This is a genomic window from Variovorax sp. KBS0712, assembly GCF_006323185.2.
Taxonomy (GTDB): Bacteria; Pseudomonadota; Gammaproteobacteria; order Burkholderiales; family Burkholderiaceae_C; genus Variovorax; species Variovorax boronicumulans.
On the sequence record NZ_VCCD02000001.1, the window covers coordinates 979,481 to 995,050 of the forward strand.

General features: G+C 68.1%; 19 protein-coding genes. 10 read left to right on the forward strand and 9 right to left on the reverse strand.

The window, feature by feature from the left end:
• Positions 1-19: 19 nt before the first annotated feature.
• Both FFI97_RS04320 and folC read right to left on the reverse strand, forming a co-directional pair.
• Positions 20-895 (reverse strand): SPOR domain-containing protein, encoded by an 876-nt coding sequence (locus FFI97_RS04320; RefSeq protein WP_139702046.1) that lies wholly within the window; start codon positions 893-895, stop codon positions 20-22.
• A 72-nt stretch (positions 896-967) separates the two neighbouring features.
• Positions 968-2,275 carry a bifunctional tetrahydrofolate synthase/dihydrofolate synthase gene (gene folC / locus FFI97_RS04325; RefSeq protein ID WP_095950847.1) on the reverse strand — a complete coding sequence of 436 codons (1,308 nt, stop codon included), beginning with the start codon at positions 2,273-2,275 and terminating at the stop codon, positions 968-970.
• A gap of 36 nt (positions 2,276-2,311) precedes the next feature.
• On the opposite strand from folC, the gene FFI97_RS04330 reads away from it, so the two are divergent.
• The 4 genes from FFI97_RS04330 (at position 2,312) to argG (ending at position 5,181) form a co-directional block, all read left to right on the forward strand.
• Positions 2,312-2,665 (forward strand): ArsC family reductase, encoded by a 354-nt coding sequence (locus FFI97_RS04330; RefSeq protein ID WP_139702045.1) that lies wholly within the window; start codon positions 2,312-2,314, stop codon positions 2,663-2,665.
• 58 nt (positions 2,666-2,723) lie between these two features.
• Positions 2,724-3,371, forward strand: coding sequence for a hypothetical protein (locus tag FFI97_RS04335; RefSeq protein WP_070062410.1), 648 nt, complete (start codon positions 2,724-2,726; stop codon positions 3,369-3,371).
• 127 nt (positions 3,372-3,498) lie between these two features.
• Positions 3,499-3,825 (forward strand): pyrimidine/purine nucleoside phosphorylase, encoded by a 327-nt coding sequence (locus FFI97_RS04340; protein WP_062469962.1) that lies wholly within the window; start codon positions 3,499-3,501, stop codon positions 3,823-3,825.
• 15 nt (positions 3,826-3,840) lie between these two features.
• Complete coding sequence (gene argG / locus FFI97_RS04345; RefSeq protein WP_062469963.1) at positions 3,841-5,181, forward strand: argininosuccinate synthase; 1,341 nt, start codon at positions 3,841-3,843, stop codon at positions 5,179-5,181.
• 90 nt (positions 5,182-5,271) lie between these two features.
• Here the strand turns inward: argG and FFI97_RS04350 are convergent, their stop codons facing one another.
• Both FFI97_RS04350 and murB read right to left on the reverse strand, forming a co-directional pair.
• Entirely contained in the window at positions 5,272-6,105 is an 834-nt protein-coding gene (locus FFI97_RS04350) for a glycine-rich domain-containing protein (protein ID WP_062469964.1), read from the reverse strand.
• Between the two features lie 4 nt (positions 6,106-6,109).
• Positions 6,110-7,162, reverse strand: a complete 1,053-nt coding sequence (gene murB, locus FFI97_RS04355; protein WP_139702043.1) for a UDP-N-acetylmuramate dehydrogenase — start codon at positions 7,160-7,162, stop codon at positions 6,110-6,112.
• 43 nt (positions 7,163-7,205) lie between these two features.
• Between murB and FFI97_RS04360 the strand changes: the two genes are divergently transcribed.
• Both FFI97_RS04360 and FFI97_RS04365 read left to right on the forward strand, forming a co-directional pair.
• Positions 7,206-7,691 (forward strand): YajQ family cyclic di-GMP-binding protein, encoded by a 486-nt coding sequence (locus FFI97_RS04360; RefSeq protein WP_062469970.1) that lies wholly within the window; start codon positions 7,206-7,208, stop codon positions 7,689-7,691.
• A gap of 7 nt (positions 7,692-7,698) precedes the next feature.
• The gene (locus tag FFI97_RS04365) at positions 7,699-8,343 is read left to right on the forward strand and encodes a TIGR02281 family clan AA aspartic protease (protein ID WP_062469972.1); all 645 of its coding nucleotides are present in this window, start codon (positions 7,699-7,701) and stop codon (positions 8,341-8,343) included.
• Between the two features lie 19 nt (positions 8,344-8,362).
• Here the strand turns inward: FFI97_RS04365 and FFI97_RS04370 are convergent, their stop codons facing one another.
• The 4 genes from FFI97_RS04370 to FFI97_RS04385 form a co-directional block, all read right to left on the reverse strand.
• Entirely contained in the window at positions 8,363-8,716 is a 354-nt protein-coding gene (locus FFI97_RS04370; RefSeq protein WP_070062404.1) for a RidA family protein, read from the reverse strand.
• A 7-nt stretch (positions 8,717-8,723) separates the two neighbouring features.
• On the reverse strand, positions 8,724-9,359 hold the full coding sequence (plsY, locus tag FFI97_RS04375) for a glycerol-3-phosphate 1-O-acyltransferase PlsY (RefSeq protein ID WP_070062403.1): 636 nt from the start codon (positions 9,357-9,359) through the stop codon (positions 8,724-8,726).
• Between the two features lie 74 nt (positions 9,360-9,433).
• A complete protein-coding gene (ybaK, locus tag FFI97_RS04380; protein ID WP_139702042.1) occupies positions 9,434-9,925 on the reverse strand; it encodes a Cys-tRNA(Pro) deacylase in 492 nt (163 codons plus the stop codon).
• A gap of 9 nt (positions 9,926-9,934) precedes the next feature.
• Positions 9,935-10,996 carry an aldo/keto reductase gene (locus FFI97_RS04385; protein ID WP_139702041.1) on the reverse strand — a complete coding sequence of 354 codons (1,062 nt, stop codon included), beginning with the start codon at positions 10,994-10,996 and terminating at the stop codon, positions 9,935-9,937.
• 118 nt (positions 10,997-11,114) lie between these two features.
• Between FFI97_RS04385 and FFI97_RS04390 the strand changes: the two genes are divergently transcribed.
• The gene (locus FFI97_RS04390) at positions 11,115-12,041 is read left to right on the forward strand and encodes an alpha/beta fold hydrolase (protein WP_139702040.1); all 927 of its coding nucleotides are present in this window, start codon (positions 11,115-11,117) and stop codon (positions 12,039-12,041) included.
• A gap of 263 nt (positions 12,042-12,304) precedes the next feature.
• Here the strand turns inward: FFI97_RS04390 and FFI97_RS04395 are convergent, their stop codons facing one another.
• Complete coding sequence (locus FFI97_RS04395; protein WP_139704539.1) at positions 12,305-12,859, reverse strand: DUF924 family protein; 555 nt, start codon at positions 12,857-12,859, stop codon at positions 12,305-12,307.
• Positions 12,860-12,964: 105 nt separating this feature from the next.
• On the opposite strand from FFI97_RS04395, the gene FFI97_RS04400 reads away from it, so the two are divergent.
• From FFI97_RS04400 to FFI97_RS04410, 3 genes are all read left to right on the forward strand, one after another.
• Complete coding sequence (locus tag FFI97_RS04400) at positions 12,965-13,414, forward strand: CHRD domain-containing protein (protein ID WP_070060984.1); 450 nt, start codon at positions 12,965-12,967, stop codon at positions 13,412-13,414.
• Between the two features lie 73 nt (positions 13,415-13,487).
• On the forward strand, positions 13,488-14,714 hold the full coding sequence (locus FFI97_RS04405; protein ID WP_144004369.1) for a patatin-like phospholipase family protein: 1,227 nt from the start codon (positions 13,488-13,490) through the stop codon (positions 14,712-14,714).
• A 73-nt stretch (positions 14,715-14,787) separates the two neighbouring features.
• On the forward strand, positions 14,788-15,570 hold the full coding sequence (locus FFI97_RS04410) for a 3-hydroxybutyrate dehydrogenase (protein ID WP_139704541.1): 783 nt from the start codon (positions 14,788-14,790) through the stop codon (positions 15,568-15,570).

Genomic DNA, 15,570 nt, shown 5'->3' on the forward strand with positions numbered 1-15,570 from the left:
CAGCGGGCGACGGCGGTGCTTACAACGTGAGGATGGCTGCGGCCAAAGACAAGCCCTTGACCCGGTCCGCGGCCTTCTCGGCCTCGGCACGCGAGGCGAACGGCCCGACGCGCACACGCGTGCGCTCGCCGTCGGTCGTCTTGGCGACGTGCACGTAGGTCTTGAGGCCGGCGCGCTCGAGCTTCTGGCGCACTTCGCGCGCCTTGTCGGCATCGGCAAAGGCGCCGACCTGCACGACGAAGCGGCCGTTGTCGTCGGCGGCCGGCTTGGGCGCGGCGGCGGGCGGCTTGCCTTCGAGCAGCGCGCGGGCGCGGGCGCCGTCGTCGGCGTTCGCGGCGGGCTTGGCGGGTTCCGGCTTCGGCTTGGCCTCGGGCTTCGGTTCGGGCTTTTTCGGCTCCGGCTTGGGTTCCGGTTTGGGTTCGGGCTTCGGCTCGGGTTTGGGTTCCGGCTTGGGTTCGGGCTTCTTCGGCTCCACGGCGGGCTTGGGCGCCGCCGGGGTGGCGGGCACGGTCGTGCCGGGCTCGATCACGGTGCCGTCGGCGGTCTCGGTGATCATGCCGCCGGCCGACGAGGCTGCCGCCACGCGGGAGCTGCCGTCGGACGACGACGAAGGCGCGCTGCTCGTCGCGGGTGCCGGCGTGGCGGGCACGGGCAGCGGCTTGGCCTTGTTGCGGTCGGGAATCTCGATCGGGATGTCGACCGGCACGGGGCGCGGCTGGGTGTCGAACAGCAACGGGAAGCCGATCACGCCGAGCAGCACCAGCACCGCCGCACCGAGCAGCCGATGGCGCGCACGCCGGCGCATGGATTCGACACTTTCCGCCGGCACCGCCGCGGGGGCGCTGCGTCCTTCGTTGCCTTGTGGGCCGCGCGCGCGGAACTTGAAAAACGCCATGAAGTTCGATCCCTGGAGGAGTGCAGCGAGGTGGTGCCCGATGGTGCCGGATGGGTGTGGACAGCCCGACGATCAGCCGCCTGGCAGCAGGTGTTTGGCTTGCAGCCGGGGGGTGCCGTTTTCGAGGACGCCACCCACGGTGAAGAACGATCCGAAGACCACGATTCTATCAGTGGCACCTGCCTGCTCGATGGCCGCGCGCAGGGCGTCCATCGGGCTCGCGTGCACGCTGCCCGAGGCGTCTTTGCGCGTGTTCTGGGCCTGCCACGCGGCCAGCAGATCGGCGGCCTTGGCGGCGCGCGGCGTGGGCAGGTCGGTGAAGTACCAGCGGTCGATCAGCGGCCCGATGCGCGCCAGGATGGGCGCGAGGTCCTTGTCGGCCATGACGCCGAACACGCCGTGCGTGGTGGGCGAAAAACCCATGGCGTCGAGGTTCTCGGCCAGCGCCGCGACGGCGTGGGCGTTGTGCGCCACGTCGAGCACCAGCGTGGGCTCGCCTGGCACGATCTGGAAGCGGCCCGGCAGCTCGACCATCGCGAGCCCGTTGCGCACCGCCTGCGCCGTGATCGGCAGCTGCGGGCGCAGCGCCTCGAGCGCCGCGAGCACGCCCGCCGCGTTGAGCAGCTGGTTGGCGCCGCGCAGCGCCGGATAGGCCAGCCCGCTGTAGCGCCGCCCCCGGCCCGACCAGCCCCACTGCTGCTTGTCGCCCGACACGTTGAAGTCGTGCCCGAAACGCCACAGGTCAGCGCCGATGGCGTTCGCGTGGTCGATGACGCTTTGCGGCGGCACCGGGTCGCTCACGATGGCGGGCTTGCCGGCGCGCAGGATGCCGGCCTTCTCGAAGCCGATGCTTTCGCGGTCGGGGCCGAGGTATTCCATGTGGTCCAGGTCGATGCTGGTGATGACCGCGCAGTCGGCGTCGATGATGTTCACCGCGTCGAGCCGGCCGCCCAGGCCGACCTCGAGGATCGCCACGTCGGGCTTCTCCTGGATCATGCAATGCAGGATGCCGAGCGTGGTGAACTCGAAGTAGGTCAGGGCCATGTCGCCGCGGGCCTTTTCCACCACCTCGAAGCTTGCTATCAGTTTGGAAGCATCGACCGCCTCGCCCTTGAGCCGCAGCCGCTCCTCGAAGCGCACCAGGTGCGGCGAGGTGAACACGGCCGTGCGGTAGCCCGCGTGTGTCAGGATCGATTCGAGCATGGCGCAGGTCGAGCCCTTGCCATTGGTGCCCGCCACCGTGATGACGGGGCAGTCGAAACGCAGGCCCAGACGCTGCGCCATTTCTTTGGCGCGATCGAGCCCGAGTTCGATCTTGTCGGGATGAAGGTGCTCGGCGCGCGCGAGCCAGTCGTTCAGGGTTTCCATGGAGGCCGGCATTGTCGCCGACCGGCCGCTCGCGGCATCATGGCGGCCATGACAACCCTATACGGCATTCCGAACTGCGACACCGTCAAGCGCGCCCGCGCCTGGCTCGACGACCATGGCGTGGCCTACGCCTTCCACGATTTCAAGAAACAGGGCGTGCCCGAGGCCGAGCTCGACCGCTGGCTCAAAGCCCCCGGCTGGGAGGCGCTGGTCAACCGCAAGGGCACCACCTGGCGCAAGCTGGACGAGGCCACGCGCGACGCCGTGGTCGACGCCGCCTCGGCCCGCCCCGTGCTGCTCGGCAACCCCAGCCTGATCAAGCGGCCGGTGGTCGATTGGGGCCCGAAAACGGGCGTAACGACTGGTTTCGATGCCGATCGCTGGGCTGTGAACGCCGTGTAAACCCCGGAACCCCGTCCCGCCGGCCGGCCTCCAACCGCGATCTGCAGGAGAGAACACCATGAACAGACACGTTTTTCGCATCCTCACGGGGCTTTCGGCGGCCGGCCTGCTGGCCACGGGCGCCAGCGTCGTGCAGGCCCAGCAAGTGGTCCAGGCGCGCGTGATTTCCGCCACGCCGATCCGCGAAACGACCGGCAGCGACGTCAGCTACAACGTCACCTACGAATACCAGGGCCGCCAGTACACGACCCGCACCACCAGCCGGCCGGGCGCCACCATCCCGATCCAGGCCAGCGGCTACGGGGTGACCACGTCGGGCGTGACCACCGCGCCGGTCCAGCCCCAGTCGCAGTTGCAGCCCTACCCGGTCGAGGCCAACAACAGCCCCCAGTACCAGGAGCAGTACCAGCCGTACCCGCAACAGGGGCAGTACCAGCAAGGCGCCAACTCCCCCTGGGACAGCGTCGTGCCCGAACCCGGCGTGGTGGTGTCCAACGCGCCCGCGCCGGTCTACGTGCAGCCGGCCCCGGTGTACGCCCCGCCCGTCTACGTGCAGCCCGCCTACACCTACCCGTATGCGCAGCCCTACGCCTACCCGCCGGTCGGCATCTCGCTGAACCTGGGCTATTCGCGCGGCTGGGGCGGTGGCGGCTACTACCGTGGCTATCGCGGATGGGGCGGCCATCGCCACGGCTGGCGCTACTGAGTTTCCCCCACGGCGGGCCGGCTCTCCCGAGCCCCTAAAATCGAGGGCTTCTCCAACCCCGGGGGTGCTGCTGCCGCGGCGCGTCCCTCGATCCGCCGAACGCGCAGGCGCCGGCGCCATCCATCCAATGACGACGACTACCGACACCATCAACAGCGCCGCAGTGGCCACCAAGGCCAATGTGTATTTCGACGGCAAGTGCGTGAGCCACAACCTCACCCTGGCGGACGGCACCAAGAAATCGGTCGGCGTGGTCCTGCCCTCCACCCTCACCTTCAACACCGGCGCGCCTGAAATCATGGAAGGCACCGGCGGCAGCTGCGAATACCAGCTCGCAGGCACCAGCGAATGGATCGCCTCGGGCCCCGGCCAGAAGTTCAGCATCCCGGGCAACTCCAGCTTCCAGATCCGCGTGAGCGGCGAGCCCTACAGCTACATCTGCCACTTCGGTTGAAACGGAACCCCTGACATGTCGACCATTCTCCAAAACGTTCCCGCCGGCCAGAAGGTCGGCATCGCCTTCTCGGGCGGCCTGGACACCAGTGCGGCGCTGCACTGGATGAAGCTCAAGGGCGCGGTCCCCTACGCCTACACCGCCAACCTCGGCCAGCCCGACGAGCCCGACTACGACGAGATCCCGCGCAAGGCGATGCTCTACGGCGCCGAGAACGCCCGCCTGATCGACTGCCGCGCGCAGCTGGCCAACGAAGGCATCGCCGCCCTGCAGGCCGGCGCCTTCCACGTGACCACCGCCGGCGTCACCTACTTCAACACCACGCCGCTGGGCCGCGCGGTGACGGGCACCATGCTGGTGTCGGCCATGAAGGAAGACGACGTCCACATCTGGGGCGACGGCAGCACCTACAAGGGCAACGACATCGAGCGCTTCTATCGCTACGGCCTGCTCACCAACCCCGCGCTGAAGATCTACAAGCCCTGGCTCGATCAGGTCTTCATCGACGAGCTGGGCGGCCGCGCCGAAATGTCGGCGTTCATGCAAAAGGCCGGCTTCGCCTACAAGATGTCGTCCGAGAAGGCCTACTCGACCGACTCGAACATGCTGGGCGCCACGCACGAGGCCAAAGACCTCGAGCACCTGAACAGCGGCATGCAGATCGTGCAGCCCATCATGGGCGTGGCCTTCTGGAAGGACGAAGTCGAAGTCAAGCGCGAAACCGTCTCGGTGCGCTTCGAGGAAGGCGTGCCCGTCGCGCTGAACGGCGTGCGCTACACGAACCTGGTCGAGCTGATCCTCGAAGCCAACCGCATCGGCGGTCGCCACGGCCTGGGCATGAGCGACCAGATCGAGAACCGCATCATCGAGGCCAAGAGCCGCGGCATCTACGAGGCCCCCGGCCTCGCGCTGCTGTTCATCGCCTACGAGCGCCTGGTCACCGGCATCCACAACGAAGACACCATCGAGCAGTACCGCGACAACGGCCGCCGCCTGGGCCGCCTGCTGTACCAGGGCCGCTGGTTCGACCCGCAGGCCATCATGCTGCGCGAAACGGCCCAGCGCTGGGTGGCGCGCGCCATCACCGGCGAAGTGACGGTCGAGCTGCGCCGCGGCAACGACTACTCGATCCTGAACACCGAATCGGCCAACCTCACGTACAAGCCCGAGCGCCTGAGCATGGAAAAGGTCGAAGGCGCGTTCACGCCGCTGGACCGCATCGGCCAGCTCACGATGCGCAACCTGGACATCGTCGACACGCGCGAAAAGCTCGCCATCTACACGCAGGTCGGCCTGCTGTCGTCGGGCGAAGGCGCCTCGCTGCCGAAGCTGGCGAACGACGGCGATGCGAGCTGATCGATCCCTTCGCTGCCCTTGCCACCCGCAAGGGCAGCAATGACAACGGGCCCCTCGGGGCCCGTTTTTCTTTGGAAAGTGCACCCGGCGTCAGTCGCCGCCTCCTCCGCACCCGCCACCGCATCCACCGCCCCCATCGGACGCGCCACCGCCGTCGCTGGAGCCGCCATCGCCGCTCCCGCTCGCCTCGCTGCCGCCGAAGCCTCCGGCATCGCCCGAGCTGCCGCCGTCGGACGACGAATCGCCGAAGCTCGTGCCGCAGTGCGCGTCAGAGCCGATTTCTCGCTCGACCGCCCGGCAATCGGGGATGTAGTGAAAGCCGTCCGCAATCGCAAACTTGATGTCCAGCGCAAACAGCAGCGGCAGTCGCGCCGGATTACGCGGGTCGATGCTTTCTTCCTTGCAGGCCCAGTACCAGGTGCGGCGCAGGCCGTCGTTGCGCCGCGCGTCCTGGCCCAGTACCTCGGCCGGGCTGTGGTGCAGCAGGCGCCCGAAGGCCGCCTGGCACCAGGTCTGGTAGCCCTGCGTGTGCAGGATGAACTCGTGCCAGGCCGTGTCGACCACCCGCGAGGGCATGGCGACGAACTTGAGGTTGCTGCGCAGGTACGCCATGAAGAACTGCCGCAGCCCGCGCAGCACCAGCTCGGCGTCGCGTCGGCTCAGTTGCGGGTGCGCCGCACGGAGCTTGCCGATCAGGAACGGCGGCAGCCGGGCCTCGCGGATGAACTGGCGGCGCAGGCTGAGTTCGATCTGGCTCAGGAGCACCGCGAAGGAGAAGGCCGCGAGGATCAGCAGCACCGACCCCCACCAGCCCGCCCGCACCAGGAACACCGAGGCGATGCCCGCCACGATGACGGCAAGCTGCGCCCAGCCCAGCACGGCGATGCGCCGGCGGTAGTTCAGGTGCAGGAAGTCGAGATCCACCGCGTCAGACCACCACGGGCTCCGGCTCCAGCCGGATGCCGAAGCGCTCGTACACGCTGGTCTGGATCGCCTTGGCCAGCGTCATCACCTCGCCGCCCGTCACCGGGTTGGCCGAGCCGCCGCGGTTGACCAGCACCAGCGCCTGCTTTTCGTACACGCCGGCGTTGCCCACCGACTTGCCCTTCCAGCCGCAGGCGTCGATGAGCCAGCCGGCCGCGAGCTTGATGCTGCCGTCGTCCATCGGGTAGTGCACGATCTTGGGGTCGCGCGCGATGATGTCGGCGCACTGCTCGGGCGTGACCGTCGGGTTCTTGAAGAAGCTGCCGGCGTTGCCCAGCACGCGCCAGTCGGGCAGCTTGGCGCGGCGGATGGCGCAGATCCACTCGAAGATATCGACCGCGCTCGGCGTGAAATTGCCGGTTTCTTCCATCTTGCGTTCAAGGTCGAGGTAACCGACCACCGGTTTCCACGGTTTGGGCAGCCGGAAGCGCACCCGCGTGATGACCGCCCGGCCCGCCAGGCCGAAATCGTTCGGGCCGCTGCGCACATGCTTGAAGACCGAATCGCGGTAGCCGAAGGCGCACTGCGCCGCGTCGAGCGTGAAGGCGCGGCCGGTTTCGAGGTCGAAGGCGTCGAGCGAATCGAAGCGGTCCTGCAACTCGACGCCGTAGGCGCCGATGTTCTGCACCGGCGCGCCGCCCACGGTGCCAGGAATGAGCGCCAGGTTTTCCAGCCCCGGGTAGCCGCTGCGCACCATCCATTCGACGGTGTCGTGCCAGGTTTCGCCGGCGCCGGCCTCGACGACCCAGGCGCGCGGCGTCTCTTCGACCAGCCGCCGGCCCTTGATCTCGACCTTCAGCACCAGCGGCTTGACGTCGCCCGTGAGCACGATGTTGCTGCCGCCGCCGAGCACGAAACGGGGTTCGTCGCGCCAGGCCGGATCGGCGTGCAGCGCGGCCAGGTCGGCCTCGCTGGCGATGCGCGCCAGGTGCTGCGCGCGCGCGACGATGCCGAAGCTGTTGTAGGGCTGCAGCGGGACATTGGACTCCACGATCATGGGAGAATTGTCGCATTCAGTACCCGTGCGTCCAGGAGAGCCTATGCCGTCTTTCGATACCGTCTGCGAGCCCAATCTGCCCGAAGTGAAGAATGCGGTCGAAAACACCGCCAAGGAAATCGGCACGCGCTTCGATTTCAAGGGCACCGCCGCCGCCGTCGAGCTCAAGGACAAGGAGATCACCATGATCGGCGACGCCGAGTTCCAGCTCGTGCAGGTCGAGGACATCCTTCGCAACAAGCTCACCAAGCGCAGCGTCGACGTGCGCTTTCTCGACAAGGGCGACGTCCAGAAGATGGGCGGCGACAAGGTCAAGCAGGTCATCAAGATCAAGAACGGCATCGAGACCGAGCAGGCCAAGAAGATCACTCGCATCGTCAAGGACAGCAAGCTCAAGGTGCAGGCCGCGATCCAGGGCGATGCCGTGCGCATCACCGGCGCCAAGCGCGACGACCTGCAGGCCGCCATGGCCCTCATCAAGAAGGACGTGCCCGACATGCCGCTGTCCTTCAACAACTTCCGCGACTGACCCGCGCATGAAGGCGCTCCTCGTCGCGGCGCTGTGGGCGGCCGCGGCCATGGCGGCGCACGCCGCCGACTCGGTCACGCTGACCGGTTCCATCGGCAGCCGCGCGATCCTCATCGTGAACGGCGCGCCGCCCAAGACGGTGGCGGTCGGGGAGACCTTCCAGGGCGTCAAGCTGGTGTCGCTGCAGGCCGACCAGGCGGTGGTCGAATCGGCGGGCAAGCGCTTTTCGCTGCGCATGGATTCGCCCGTGAGCATCGGCCGGGGCGGTATTGCCGGCAGCGGCGGCAACCGCATCGTGCTGCAGGCCGACAGCCGGGGCCACTACATGACGCAGGGCCAGATCAACGGCCGCGCCGTCACCTTCATGCTCGACACCGGCGCAACCACCATCGCGCTGTCGGCGGTCGATGCCCAGCGCATCGGGCTCGATTACAGCAAGGGGCAGCTGGTGCAGATGCGCACGGCCAACGGCAATGCTGCGGGCTACAGGCTGCGGCTGCAGAGCGTGCGCGTGGGCGACGTCGAGGTCTACGACATCGACGCCATCGTCTCGCAGCAACCCATGCCCTTCGTCTTGCTGGGCAACAGCTTTCTCAACCGCTTCTCGATGCGGCGCGATGCCGACGAGATGATTCTCGAGAAGCGGTACTGAGACCGCTCCCGATCCGGCCTCAGGCCTGCGCGGCCGTAACGACGATCTCGATCTTGTAGGCCGCATTGGCCATCTTGGCCTCCACGGTCGCGCGCGGCGGCGTGTTGCCGGCCGGAATCCACGCGTCCCACACCTCGTTCATGGCGCCGATGTCGCCGATGTCGGCCAGGAAGATCTGCGTCATGAGGATGCGCGACTTGTCGCTGCCGGCCTCGGCCAGCAGGCGGTCGACCATGCCGAGCACCTGCGCGGTCTGGCCGCGGATGTCCTGCGTGGTGTCGTCGGGCACCTGGCCCGCGAGGTAGATGGTGCCGTTGTGCACCGCGGTCTCGGACAGACGCGGGCCGACGTGGAAGCGGGTGATGGATGCCATGGTGAGTTCAAGCCTTTTTCTTCGAGCCGAGTTTCGACTCCGTGCCGGCCGCGAGCCGGCGGATGTTTTCGCGGTGCCGCCAGATCAGCAGCAGACTCATGATGATGATCGCAATCAGCACCGTGCGGTCGAGTGGCCACGCAATGTTTCCACCCAGCAGGTAGTAGGCCGGCGCAAAGAACGCCGCCACCAGCGACGACAGCGACGAATAGCGGAAGAAGATCGCGATGATCAGCCAGGTCGCGCCCGTGGCCAGCCCCAGCCAGGGCGCGATGCCCACCAGCACGCCGGCGGCCGTGGCCACGCCCTTCCCGCCCTGGAAGCTGAAGAACACCGGGTACAGGTGACCCAGGAAGGCCGCCAGGCCCGCCAGCGCCGCCACGCCCTCGCCCAGCCCCCATTGCGCGCCGAACTGACGGATCAGGAACACCGGCAGCCAGCCCTTCGCCGCATCGAGCAGCAAGGTGGCCAGCGCCGCGCCCTTGTTGCCCGAGCGCAGCACGTTGGTGGCGCCGGGGTTGCCGCTGCCGTAGCTGCGCGGGTCGGCCATGCCGAGCGACTTGCTCACGATGACCGCAAACGACAGCGAACCGATCAGGTACGACGCCACGATGGCAAGGAGGGAAGGCAGATCGAAACTCAAGGCGGTCTCCGGGGAACGGATTGTTGTTGTGCGCCGCCGGCCTGCATGCCCGGCGGGAAAAAGACAAACGCCGGCTATTCTGCCAGCGCGCACTGCACGGGCTTGGCGCCCAGGAGCGTCACGCACACCTGCGGATCGATGCCCACGAGGTAGCCGCGCCGCCCGCCGTTGATCGCGATCTTCGGCAGTTCGAGCACGCTCGACTCGATGTAGACCGGCATCTCGCGCCGCGTGCCGAAGGGCGAGGTGCCGCCCACCATGTAGCCGCTGTGGCGCTGCGCCACCTCGGGCTTGCAGGGCTCGACCGACTTGGCGCCGATCTGCCGCGCGAGGTTCTTGGTCGACACCGTGCGGTTGCCGTGCATCAGCACGATCAGCGGCTTGGCGTCCTGGTCCTGCATCACCAGCGTCTTGACCACGGTGAACGGGTCGAAGCCCAGCACCTGCGCGCTGTGCTGGGCGCCGCCGTGCTCCTGGTACTCGTAGGGGTGCTCGGTGAAGGCGACCTTGTTCGCCCGCAGCAGCTGGGTGGCGGGCGTCTCGGAAACGTGGGCTTTCTTGCTCACTTGCTCAGGTCAGGCGGCGGGGTCGCGGATGTCCAGGCGGATCTTGTCGATCTCGGCCAGCACCTCGGCCGACAGCGTGGTGCCGTAGGCGTCCAGGTCTTCGTCGAGCTGCGCCACCGAGGTCACGCCGATGATCGTGCTCGCCACCTGCCACTTGGTGTAGCAGAAGGCCAGCGCGAGCTGCGTGGGGCTCAGGCCGTGGTCGCGTGCGAGCTGGTTGTAGCGCCGCGCCGCGCGCAGCGCGTCGGGCTTGCCCCAGCGCTGCTTGCGCACCGATTCGTAGCTCGAGATGCGCGCGCCCTTGGGTGCATCGGGGCCCTCGATGCCGCTCTGGTCGTACTTGCCCGTCAACAGGCCGAAGGCCAGCGGCGAGTACGCCAGCAGCGACACGCCGAGCCGGTGCATGGTCTCGTCGAGCGCGTTCTCGTGCGCGCGGCTCACCAGGTTGTAGACGTTCTGCACCGACACCACGCGCGGCAGCCCATGCTGCTCGGCCAGCCGCACGAACTCGTGCACGCCGTAGGGCGTCTCGTTCGACAGGCCGATGGTGCGCACCTTGCCGGCCTTCACCAGCTTGCCCAGCGCCTCGAGCTGGTCATGGATCGGCGTCTGCGAGGTTTCCTTCTCGGGGTTGTAGTGGATGTTGCCGAACACCGGCACGTGGCGCTCGGGCCAGTGGATCTGGTACAGGTCGATCACGTCGGTCTGCAGGCGGCGCAGGCTGCCGTGGCACGAGGCCTCGATGTCGGCCGCCGTCATGCCCGTGCCTTCGCGCACCCAGGGCATGCCGCGCGAGGGGCCGGCCACCTTGGTGGCCACTGTGATCTTCTGGCGCGTGCCGGGGTTGGCCGCAAACCAGTTCCCGATGATGGTTTCGGTCGCGCCGCAGGTTTCCTTGCTTGCCGGCACCGCGTACATCTCAGCCGTGTCGATGAAGTCGACGCCGCGCTCGAGCGAACGGTTCAGGACGGCGTGAGCCGTGGGCTCGTCGACCTGCTCGCCGAAAGTCATGGTGCCGAGGCAGATCGGGGTGACGTGGAGGTCGCTCTGACCGAGTGGAATCTTTTTCATGCGCGGAATGCTAGCGCGCCCGCGCGGCAGGCGCTGCCCCGGCCCCGAGAAACCGAGCGCCGCCCTGTCCTGTGGCGGACTGCGCGCGGCGCGGCCTCTCCGTATCATCGAGCGCCATATGTACCAAGCCCTCCGCCCCTCGCGCAGCGAATTCGTGCCCGTGCGCAACCTGAACTACCACGTCCGCCTCTGGGGGCAACCGTCGAGCGAGCGCCCGCCGCTGGTGCTGGTGCATGGCTGGATGGACGTGGCGGCCTCCTGGCAGTTCGTGGTCGATGCGCTGAAGGACGACCGTTTCATCATCGCCCCCGACTGGCGCGGCTTCGGCCTCACCGACGGCGGCGGCGTCGACAACTACTGGCTGCCCGACTACCTGGCCGACCTCGAATGGCTGCTCGATCATTACGCCGGCGAGGGCGACGATGCCCGCCCGGTCGACCTCGTGGGCCACAGCATGGGCGGCAACGTCGCCATGCACTACGCGGGCGTGCGCCCGGCGCGCATCCGCCGCCTCGTGAACCTCGAGGGCTTCGGCATGCCCGCGCGCCAGCCCGCCGAGGCGCCCGCACGCTACGGCCAGTGGATCGACGAACTCAAGGGCCTGCACCGCGGCGAAAAGGCGCTGGCGGGCTATTCGGCGGTGGACGGCGTGGCACGCCGCCTCATGAAGACCAACCCGCGCCTCACGCAGGACAAGGCGGACTGGCTGGCCGGCCACTGGTCGGCACCGCAGGCCCAGCCCGACGGCAGCGCGCGCTGGCAGATCCTCGGCGAGGCCGCGCACAAGATCGTCAACGCCAACATCTTCCGCGTCGACGAAACACTGGCGCTCTATGCGCGCATCACCGCGCCGACGCTGATGATCGAGGCCTCGGACGACAGCCTGCACGGCTGGTGGAAAGCGCGCTACACGCTCGCCGAGTTCCACGAGCGCCTGAAGTCCGTGCCCTCGGTGCGCATCGAGCAACTCGACGACGCGGGCCACATGCTGCACCACGACCAGCCGCAGCGCGTGGCGCAGCTGATCGAGGACTTCCTGGCCTAGGGCCTGTTCACCCTATTTCTGGCGTCGCGAAGGTCTGCCACGGCGGGCCAATCAAGGCGCGTGACGCCGCGTGTGCATGCGCACACGCAAGGAGCGCAACGCCGAGTGGCCCGCCGTGGCAGACCTTCCCTTCGGGTTGGCTGGCAAAGGGGCCGTCTGCGGCGTTGCCCGCGCTTGCAAGGCTTCAGCCTTGCTGCGCACGGGCGCCTTGCAGCCAGCCCCTTTGCCAGCCAACGCGACGCCAGAAATAGGGTGAACAGGCCCTAGCCTGCGAAGCCGCCTTCGTCGAGAAACCTCTGCTCTTCCGGCGTGGTGGTGCGCCCGAGCATCCGGTTGCGGTGCGGAAAGCGCCCGAAGCGCGCCACGATGTCGCGGTGCAGCACGGCGAAGTGCTGGGTGTTGGCGTCCTGCGTGGCGTTGAGTTCGACCGAACGCTCCTGCTCGGCCAGCACCTCCGAGTGCATGAAGGGCAGGTAGAAAAAGCGCTGCATCAGAGCGTCGGCCTGCCGGTCGAAGCCGGCCTCGACGGCGCGGCGCGCCACGGCCAGCGCGAGGCCGTCGGTGGCGAGCATGTGCGGGTTCTGGCGCCAGGCGTTGCGCGGGAACTGGTCGAGCAGCACCAGCAGCGCCAGCGCGCCTTCGGCGGTGTCGGCCCAGTGGTCGAGCCGGCCGCTGGCCGCGGCTTGGTGGGCGGCGGCCAACTGGTCGATGCATGCGGCATCGAAGGCATCGCTTTTCGCGAACCAGCGCTCGGGTCCGGCATCGCGCCAGAAGGCGACCACGTCGTGTGCGGAAGGGAGTGTGTCGTCGGAAATCATCGTTGCATTCTCTTGCACAGGCGTGCGAAGAAGGGGCGCTGGCCGACAAGGCCGCAGGCGTCGTCTGCCTATGCTGAATGCTTTCATCCACAGGAGACCCCGACCATGAACAACACTCGCACACTCTGGCGCAGCACCCTCGTCGCGGGCCTGGCCGCCGTCGCACTGGCCGGCTGCGGAATGATGTCGAAGTCGAACGTCGCGAGCTTCAGCGGCGCGATGAACGCGGCCAGCCAGGTGCCGCCCAACATGACGCGCGGCAGCGGCATGGCCGAGGCCTGGCTCAACCGTGACACCAACGTGCTCAAGTACAAGATCACCTACGAAGGCCTGAGCGGCCCGGCCACGGCGGCCCACTTCCACGGGCCCGCCGCCGCGGGTGCGAATGCCGGCGTGGTGCTGCCCTTCGCGAGTCCGGCAAGCCCGATCGAGGGCCAGGCCACGCTCACGCCGGCGCAGGCGGCCGATCTCGTGGCCGGCAAGTGGTACGCCAACATCCACACGGCCGCCAACCCGGGCGGCGAGATCCGCGGGCAGATGCTGCCGAAGATGTGAGATTCGTCCGGGCCGAAGCCGCGAAAAGGCCCCTGGTCAGGTGGCTGTCGCGGGGCTGGTGTCCAATGACCGCATGACGACGACACCCAAGAAAAAGCCTCGCGCCGCCACCGCTGCTTCCTCTTCTTCGCACGCACCACCCCATCCCTTCATCGCCCGCCGCGAAGGCATGCGCGCCGCCCGCAAGGCGCTGGTGCTGCAGGGCGGCGGCGCGCTCGGCGCCTACCAGGCGGGCGTGTACGCCGCGCTCAGCGAGACCGACCAGCAGCCGCACTGGATCGCGGGCGTGTCGATCGGCGCCATCAACGCCGCGCTCATCGCCGGCAACGCGCCCGCGCAGCGGGTCGACCGGCTGCGCGAGTTCTGGCACCTGGTGTCCTCGGGGCCGGCGCAGCGCCTGCCGTCGTGGCTGGGCGACCGCGCCACGCAGAACCAGTGGAGCGCCACCATGGCCTCGCTGGTCGGCATCCCGGGTTTCTTCGAGCCGCGCTATTCCCCGGCCCTGCTGCTGGGTGGCGCCGCGCCGCTGTTGAGCTACTACGACACCTCGCCGCTGAAGGCTACGCTGGAGCGGCTCATCGACTTCGACCGCATCAACGCCTGCGAGGCGCGCTTCAGCGTGGGCGCCGTCAATGTGCGCACCGGCAACTCGGTGTACTTCGACAACACGCGCCAGCGCATCGGCCCCGAGCACATCATGGCCAGCGGCGCATTGCCGCCGGGCTTTGCGCCGGTGCACATCGACGGCGACGACTACTGGGACGGCGGCATCGTCTCGAACACGCCGCTGCAGTACGTGCTCGACACGCACCCGCGCTCCGAGGCGCTGGTGGTGCTGCAGGTCGACCTGTTCAATGCGCGCGGCGAGATGCCGCACACGCTGTCGGGCGTGATGGAACGCCAGAAGGACATCACCTATTCGAGCCGCACGCGCCTGAACACCGACGCGCTGGCGGCCAACATGAACCTGCAGCAGGCCATTGCCGACCTGATCGCCAAGCTGCCGCCCGGTCTGCGCAACGACCCGAGCGTGGTCGAGGTGCAGGCGCAGCTCACGCACGAGCCGATCGACATCTTTCACCTGATCTACCGCGACAAGACATACGAGCTGGAGTCGAAGGACTACGAGTTCTCGCGCGCCGCGGTCGAGGAGCACTGGGAATCGGGCGTGCGCGACATGGGCAAGACGCTCGCGCATCCCGAGACGCTGCGCGCCGACGCCACGGTGAACGGCGTGACCACCTTCGACCTCGGCGAGCCGGGCACCGGGCGCATCAAGCGGCCGGGACTGTCGCGCTGAGGGACGTCAGCCGGGCGCGTGCCCGGTTCTTGCTCGTTTTTTTCCTATCCACCACTTCCAAGGACGCTTCACCATGCAACTCAAGGACAAGGTCGCCTACATCACCGGCTCGGCCAGCGGCATCGGCAAGGAAATCGCCATCCTGTTCGCGCAGGAAGGCGCGAAGATCATCATTGCCGACCTCAACAAGGAAGCGGCCGACGCCACCGCCGCCGAACTGAGGGCCACGGGCGCACAGGCCATCGGCGTGGCGGTCGACGTGACGAACGAAGACCAGGTCAATGCCTCGGTGGAAGAGGGCGCGAAGGCCTTCGGCGGCATCGACATCCTCATCAGCAACGCCGGCATCCAGATCGTGCATCCAGTCGACGAGTTCAGCTTCGCCGACTGGAAGAAGATGCTCGCCATTCACCTGGACGGTGCGTTCCTCACCACCAAGGCCTGCCTCAAGCACATGTACGCGCAAGGCCGCGGCGGCAGCGTGATCTACATGGGCTCGGTGCACTCGAAGGAGGCGTCGCTGCTGAAGGCGCCGTACGTGACGGCCAAGCATGGCCTCATCGGGCTGGCCAAGACGGTCGCCAAGGAAGGCGCCAAGCACGGCGTGCGCGCCAACGTGATCTGCCCGGGCTTCGTGCGCACGCCACTGGTCGAGAAGCAGATTCCCGAGCAGGCGAAGACGCTGGGCATCACCGAGGAGCAGGTCGTCAAGAACGTGATGCTCAAGGAGACGGTGGATGGCGAGTTCACCACCACCGACGACGTGGCGCGCGTGGCGCTGCTGTTCGCGGCGTTCCCGACCAATGCACTCACCGGCCAGTCGCTGGTGGTGAGCCACGGCTGGTACATGCAGTAA

What these genes read in the sequence shown, in the direction of transcription:
- FFI97_RS04405 (WP_144004369.1), top strand. Translation starts at nt 13,488, where the DNA reads ATGACGACGACACCCAAGAAAAAGCCTCGCGCCGCCACCGCTGCTTCC.
- FFI97_RS04410 (WP_139704541.1), top strand. Translation starts at nt 14,788, where the DNA reads ATGCAACTCAAGGACAAGGTCGCCTACATCACCGGCTCGGCCAGCGGC.
- FFI97_RS04370 (WP_070062404.1), bottom strand. Translation starts at nt 8,716, where the DNA reads ATGGCATCCATCACCCGCTTCCACGTCGGCCCGCGTCTGTCCGAGACC.
- FFI97_RS04360 (WP_062469970.1), top strand. Translation starts at nt 7,206, where the DNA reads ATGCCGTCTTTCGATACCGTCTGCGAGCCCAATCTGCCCGAAGTGAAG.
- murB (WP_139702043.1), bottom strand. Translation starts at nt 7,162, where the DNA reads ATGATCGTGGAGTCCAATGTCCCGCTGCAGCCCTACAACAGCTTCGGC.
- FFI97_RS04320 (WP_139702046.1), bottom strand. Translation starts at nt 895, where the DNA reads ATGGCGTTTTTCAAGTTCCGCGCGCGCGGCCCACAAGGCAACGAAGGA.
- FFI97_RS04400 (WP_070060984.1), top strand. Translation starts at nt 12,965, where the DNA reads ATGAACAACACTCGCACACTCTGGCGCAGCACCCTCGTCGCGGGCCTG.
- FFI97_RS04365 (WP_062469972.1), top strand. Translation starts at nt 7,699, where the DNA reads ATGAAGGCGCTCCTCGTCGCGGCGCTGTGGGCGGCCGCGGCCATGGCG.
- FFI97_RS04330 (WP_139702045.1), top strand. Translation starts at nt 2,312, where the DNA reads ATGACAACCCTATACGGCATTCCGAACTGCGACACCGTCAAGCGCGCC.
- FFI97_RS04385 (WP_139702041.1), bottom strand. Translation starts at nt 10,996, where the DNA reads ATGAAAAAGATTCCACTCGGTCAGAGCGACCTCCACGTCACCCCGATC.
- FFI97_RS04340 (WP_062469962.1), top strand. Translation starts at nt 3,499, where the DNA reads ATGACGACGACTACCGACACCATCAACAGCGCCGCAGTGGCCACCAAG.
- folC (WP_095950847.1), bottom strand. Translation starts at nt 2,275, where the DNA reads ATGCCGGCCTCCATGGAAACCCTGAACGACTGGCTCGCGCGCGCCGAG.
- FFI97_RS04335 (WP_070062410.1), top strand. Translation starts at nt 2,724, where the DNA reads ATGAACAGACACGTTTTTCGCATCCTCACGGGGCTTTCGGCGGCCGGC.
- FFI97_RS04395 (WP_139704539.1), bottom strand. Translation starts at nt 12,859, where the DNA reads ATGATTTCCGACGACACACTCCCTTCCGCACACGACGTGGTCGCCTTC.
- FFI97_RS04390 (WP_139702040.1), top strand. Translation starts at nt 11,115, where the DNA reads ATGTACCAAGCCCTCCGCCCCTCGCGCAGCGAATTCGTGCCCGTGCGC.
- argG (WP_062469963.1), top strand. Translation starts at nt 3,841, where the DNA reads ATGTCGACCATTCTCCAAAACGTTCCCGCCGGCCAGAAGGTCGGCATC.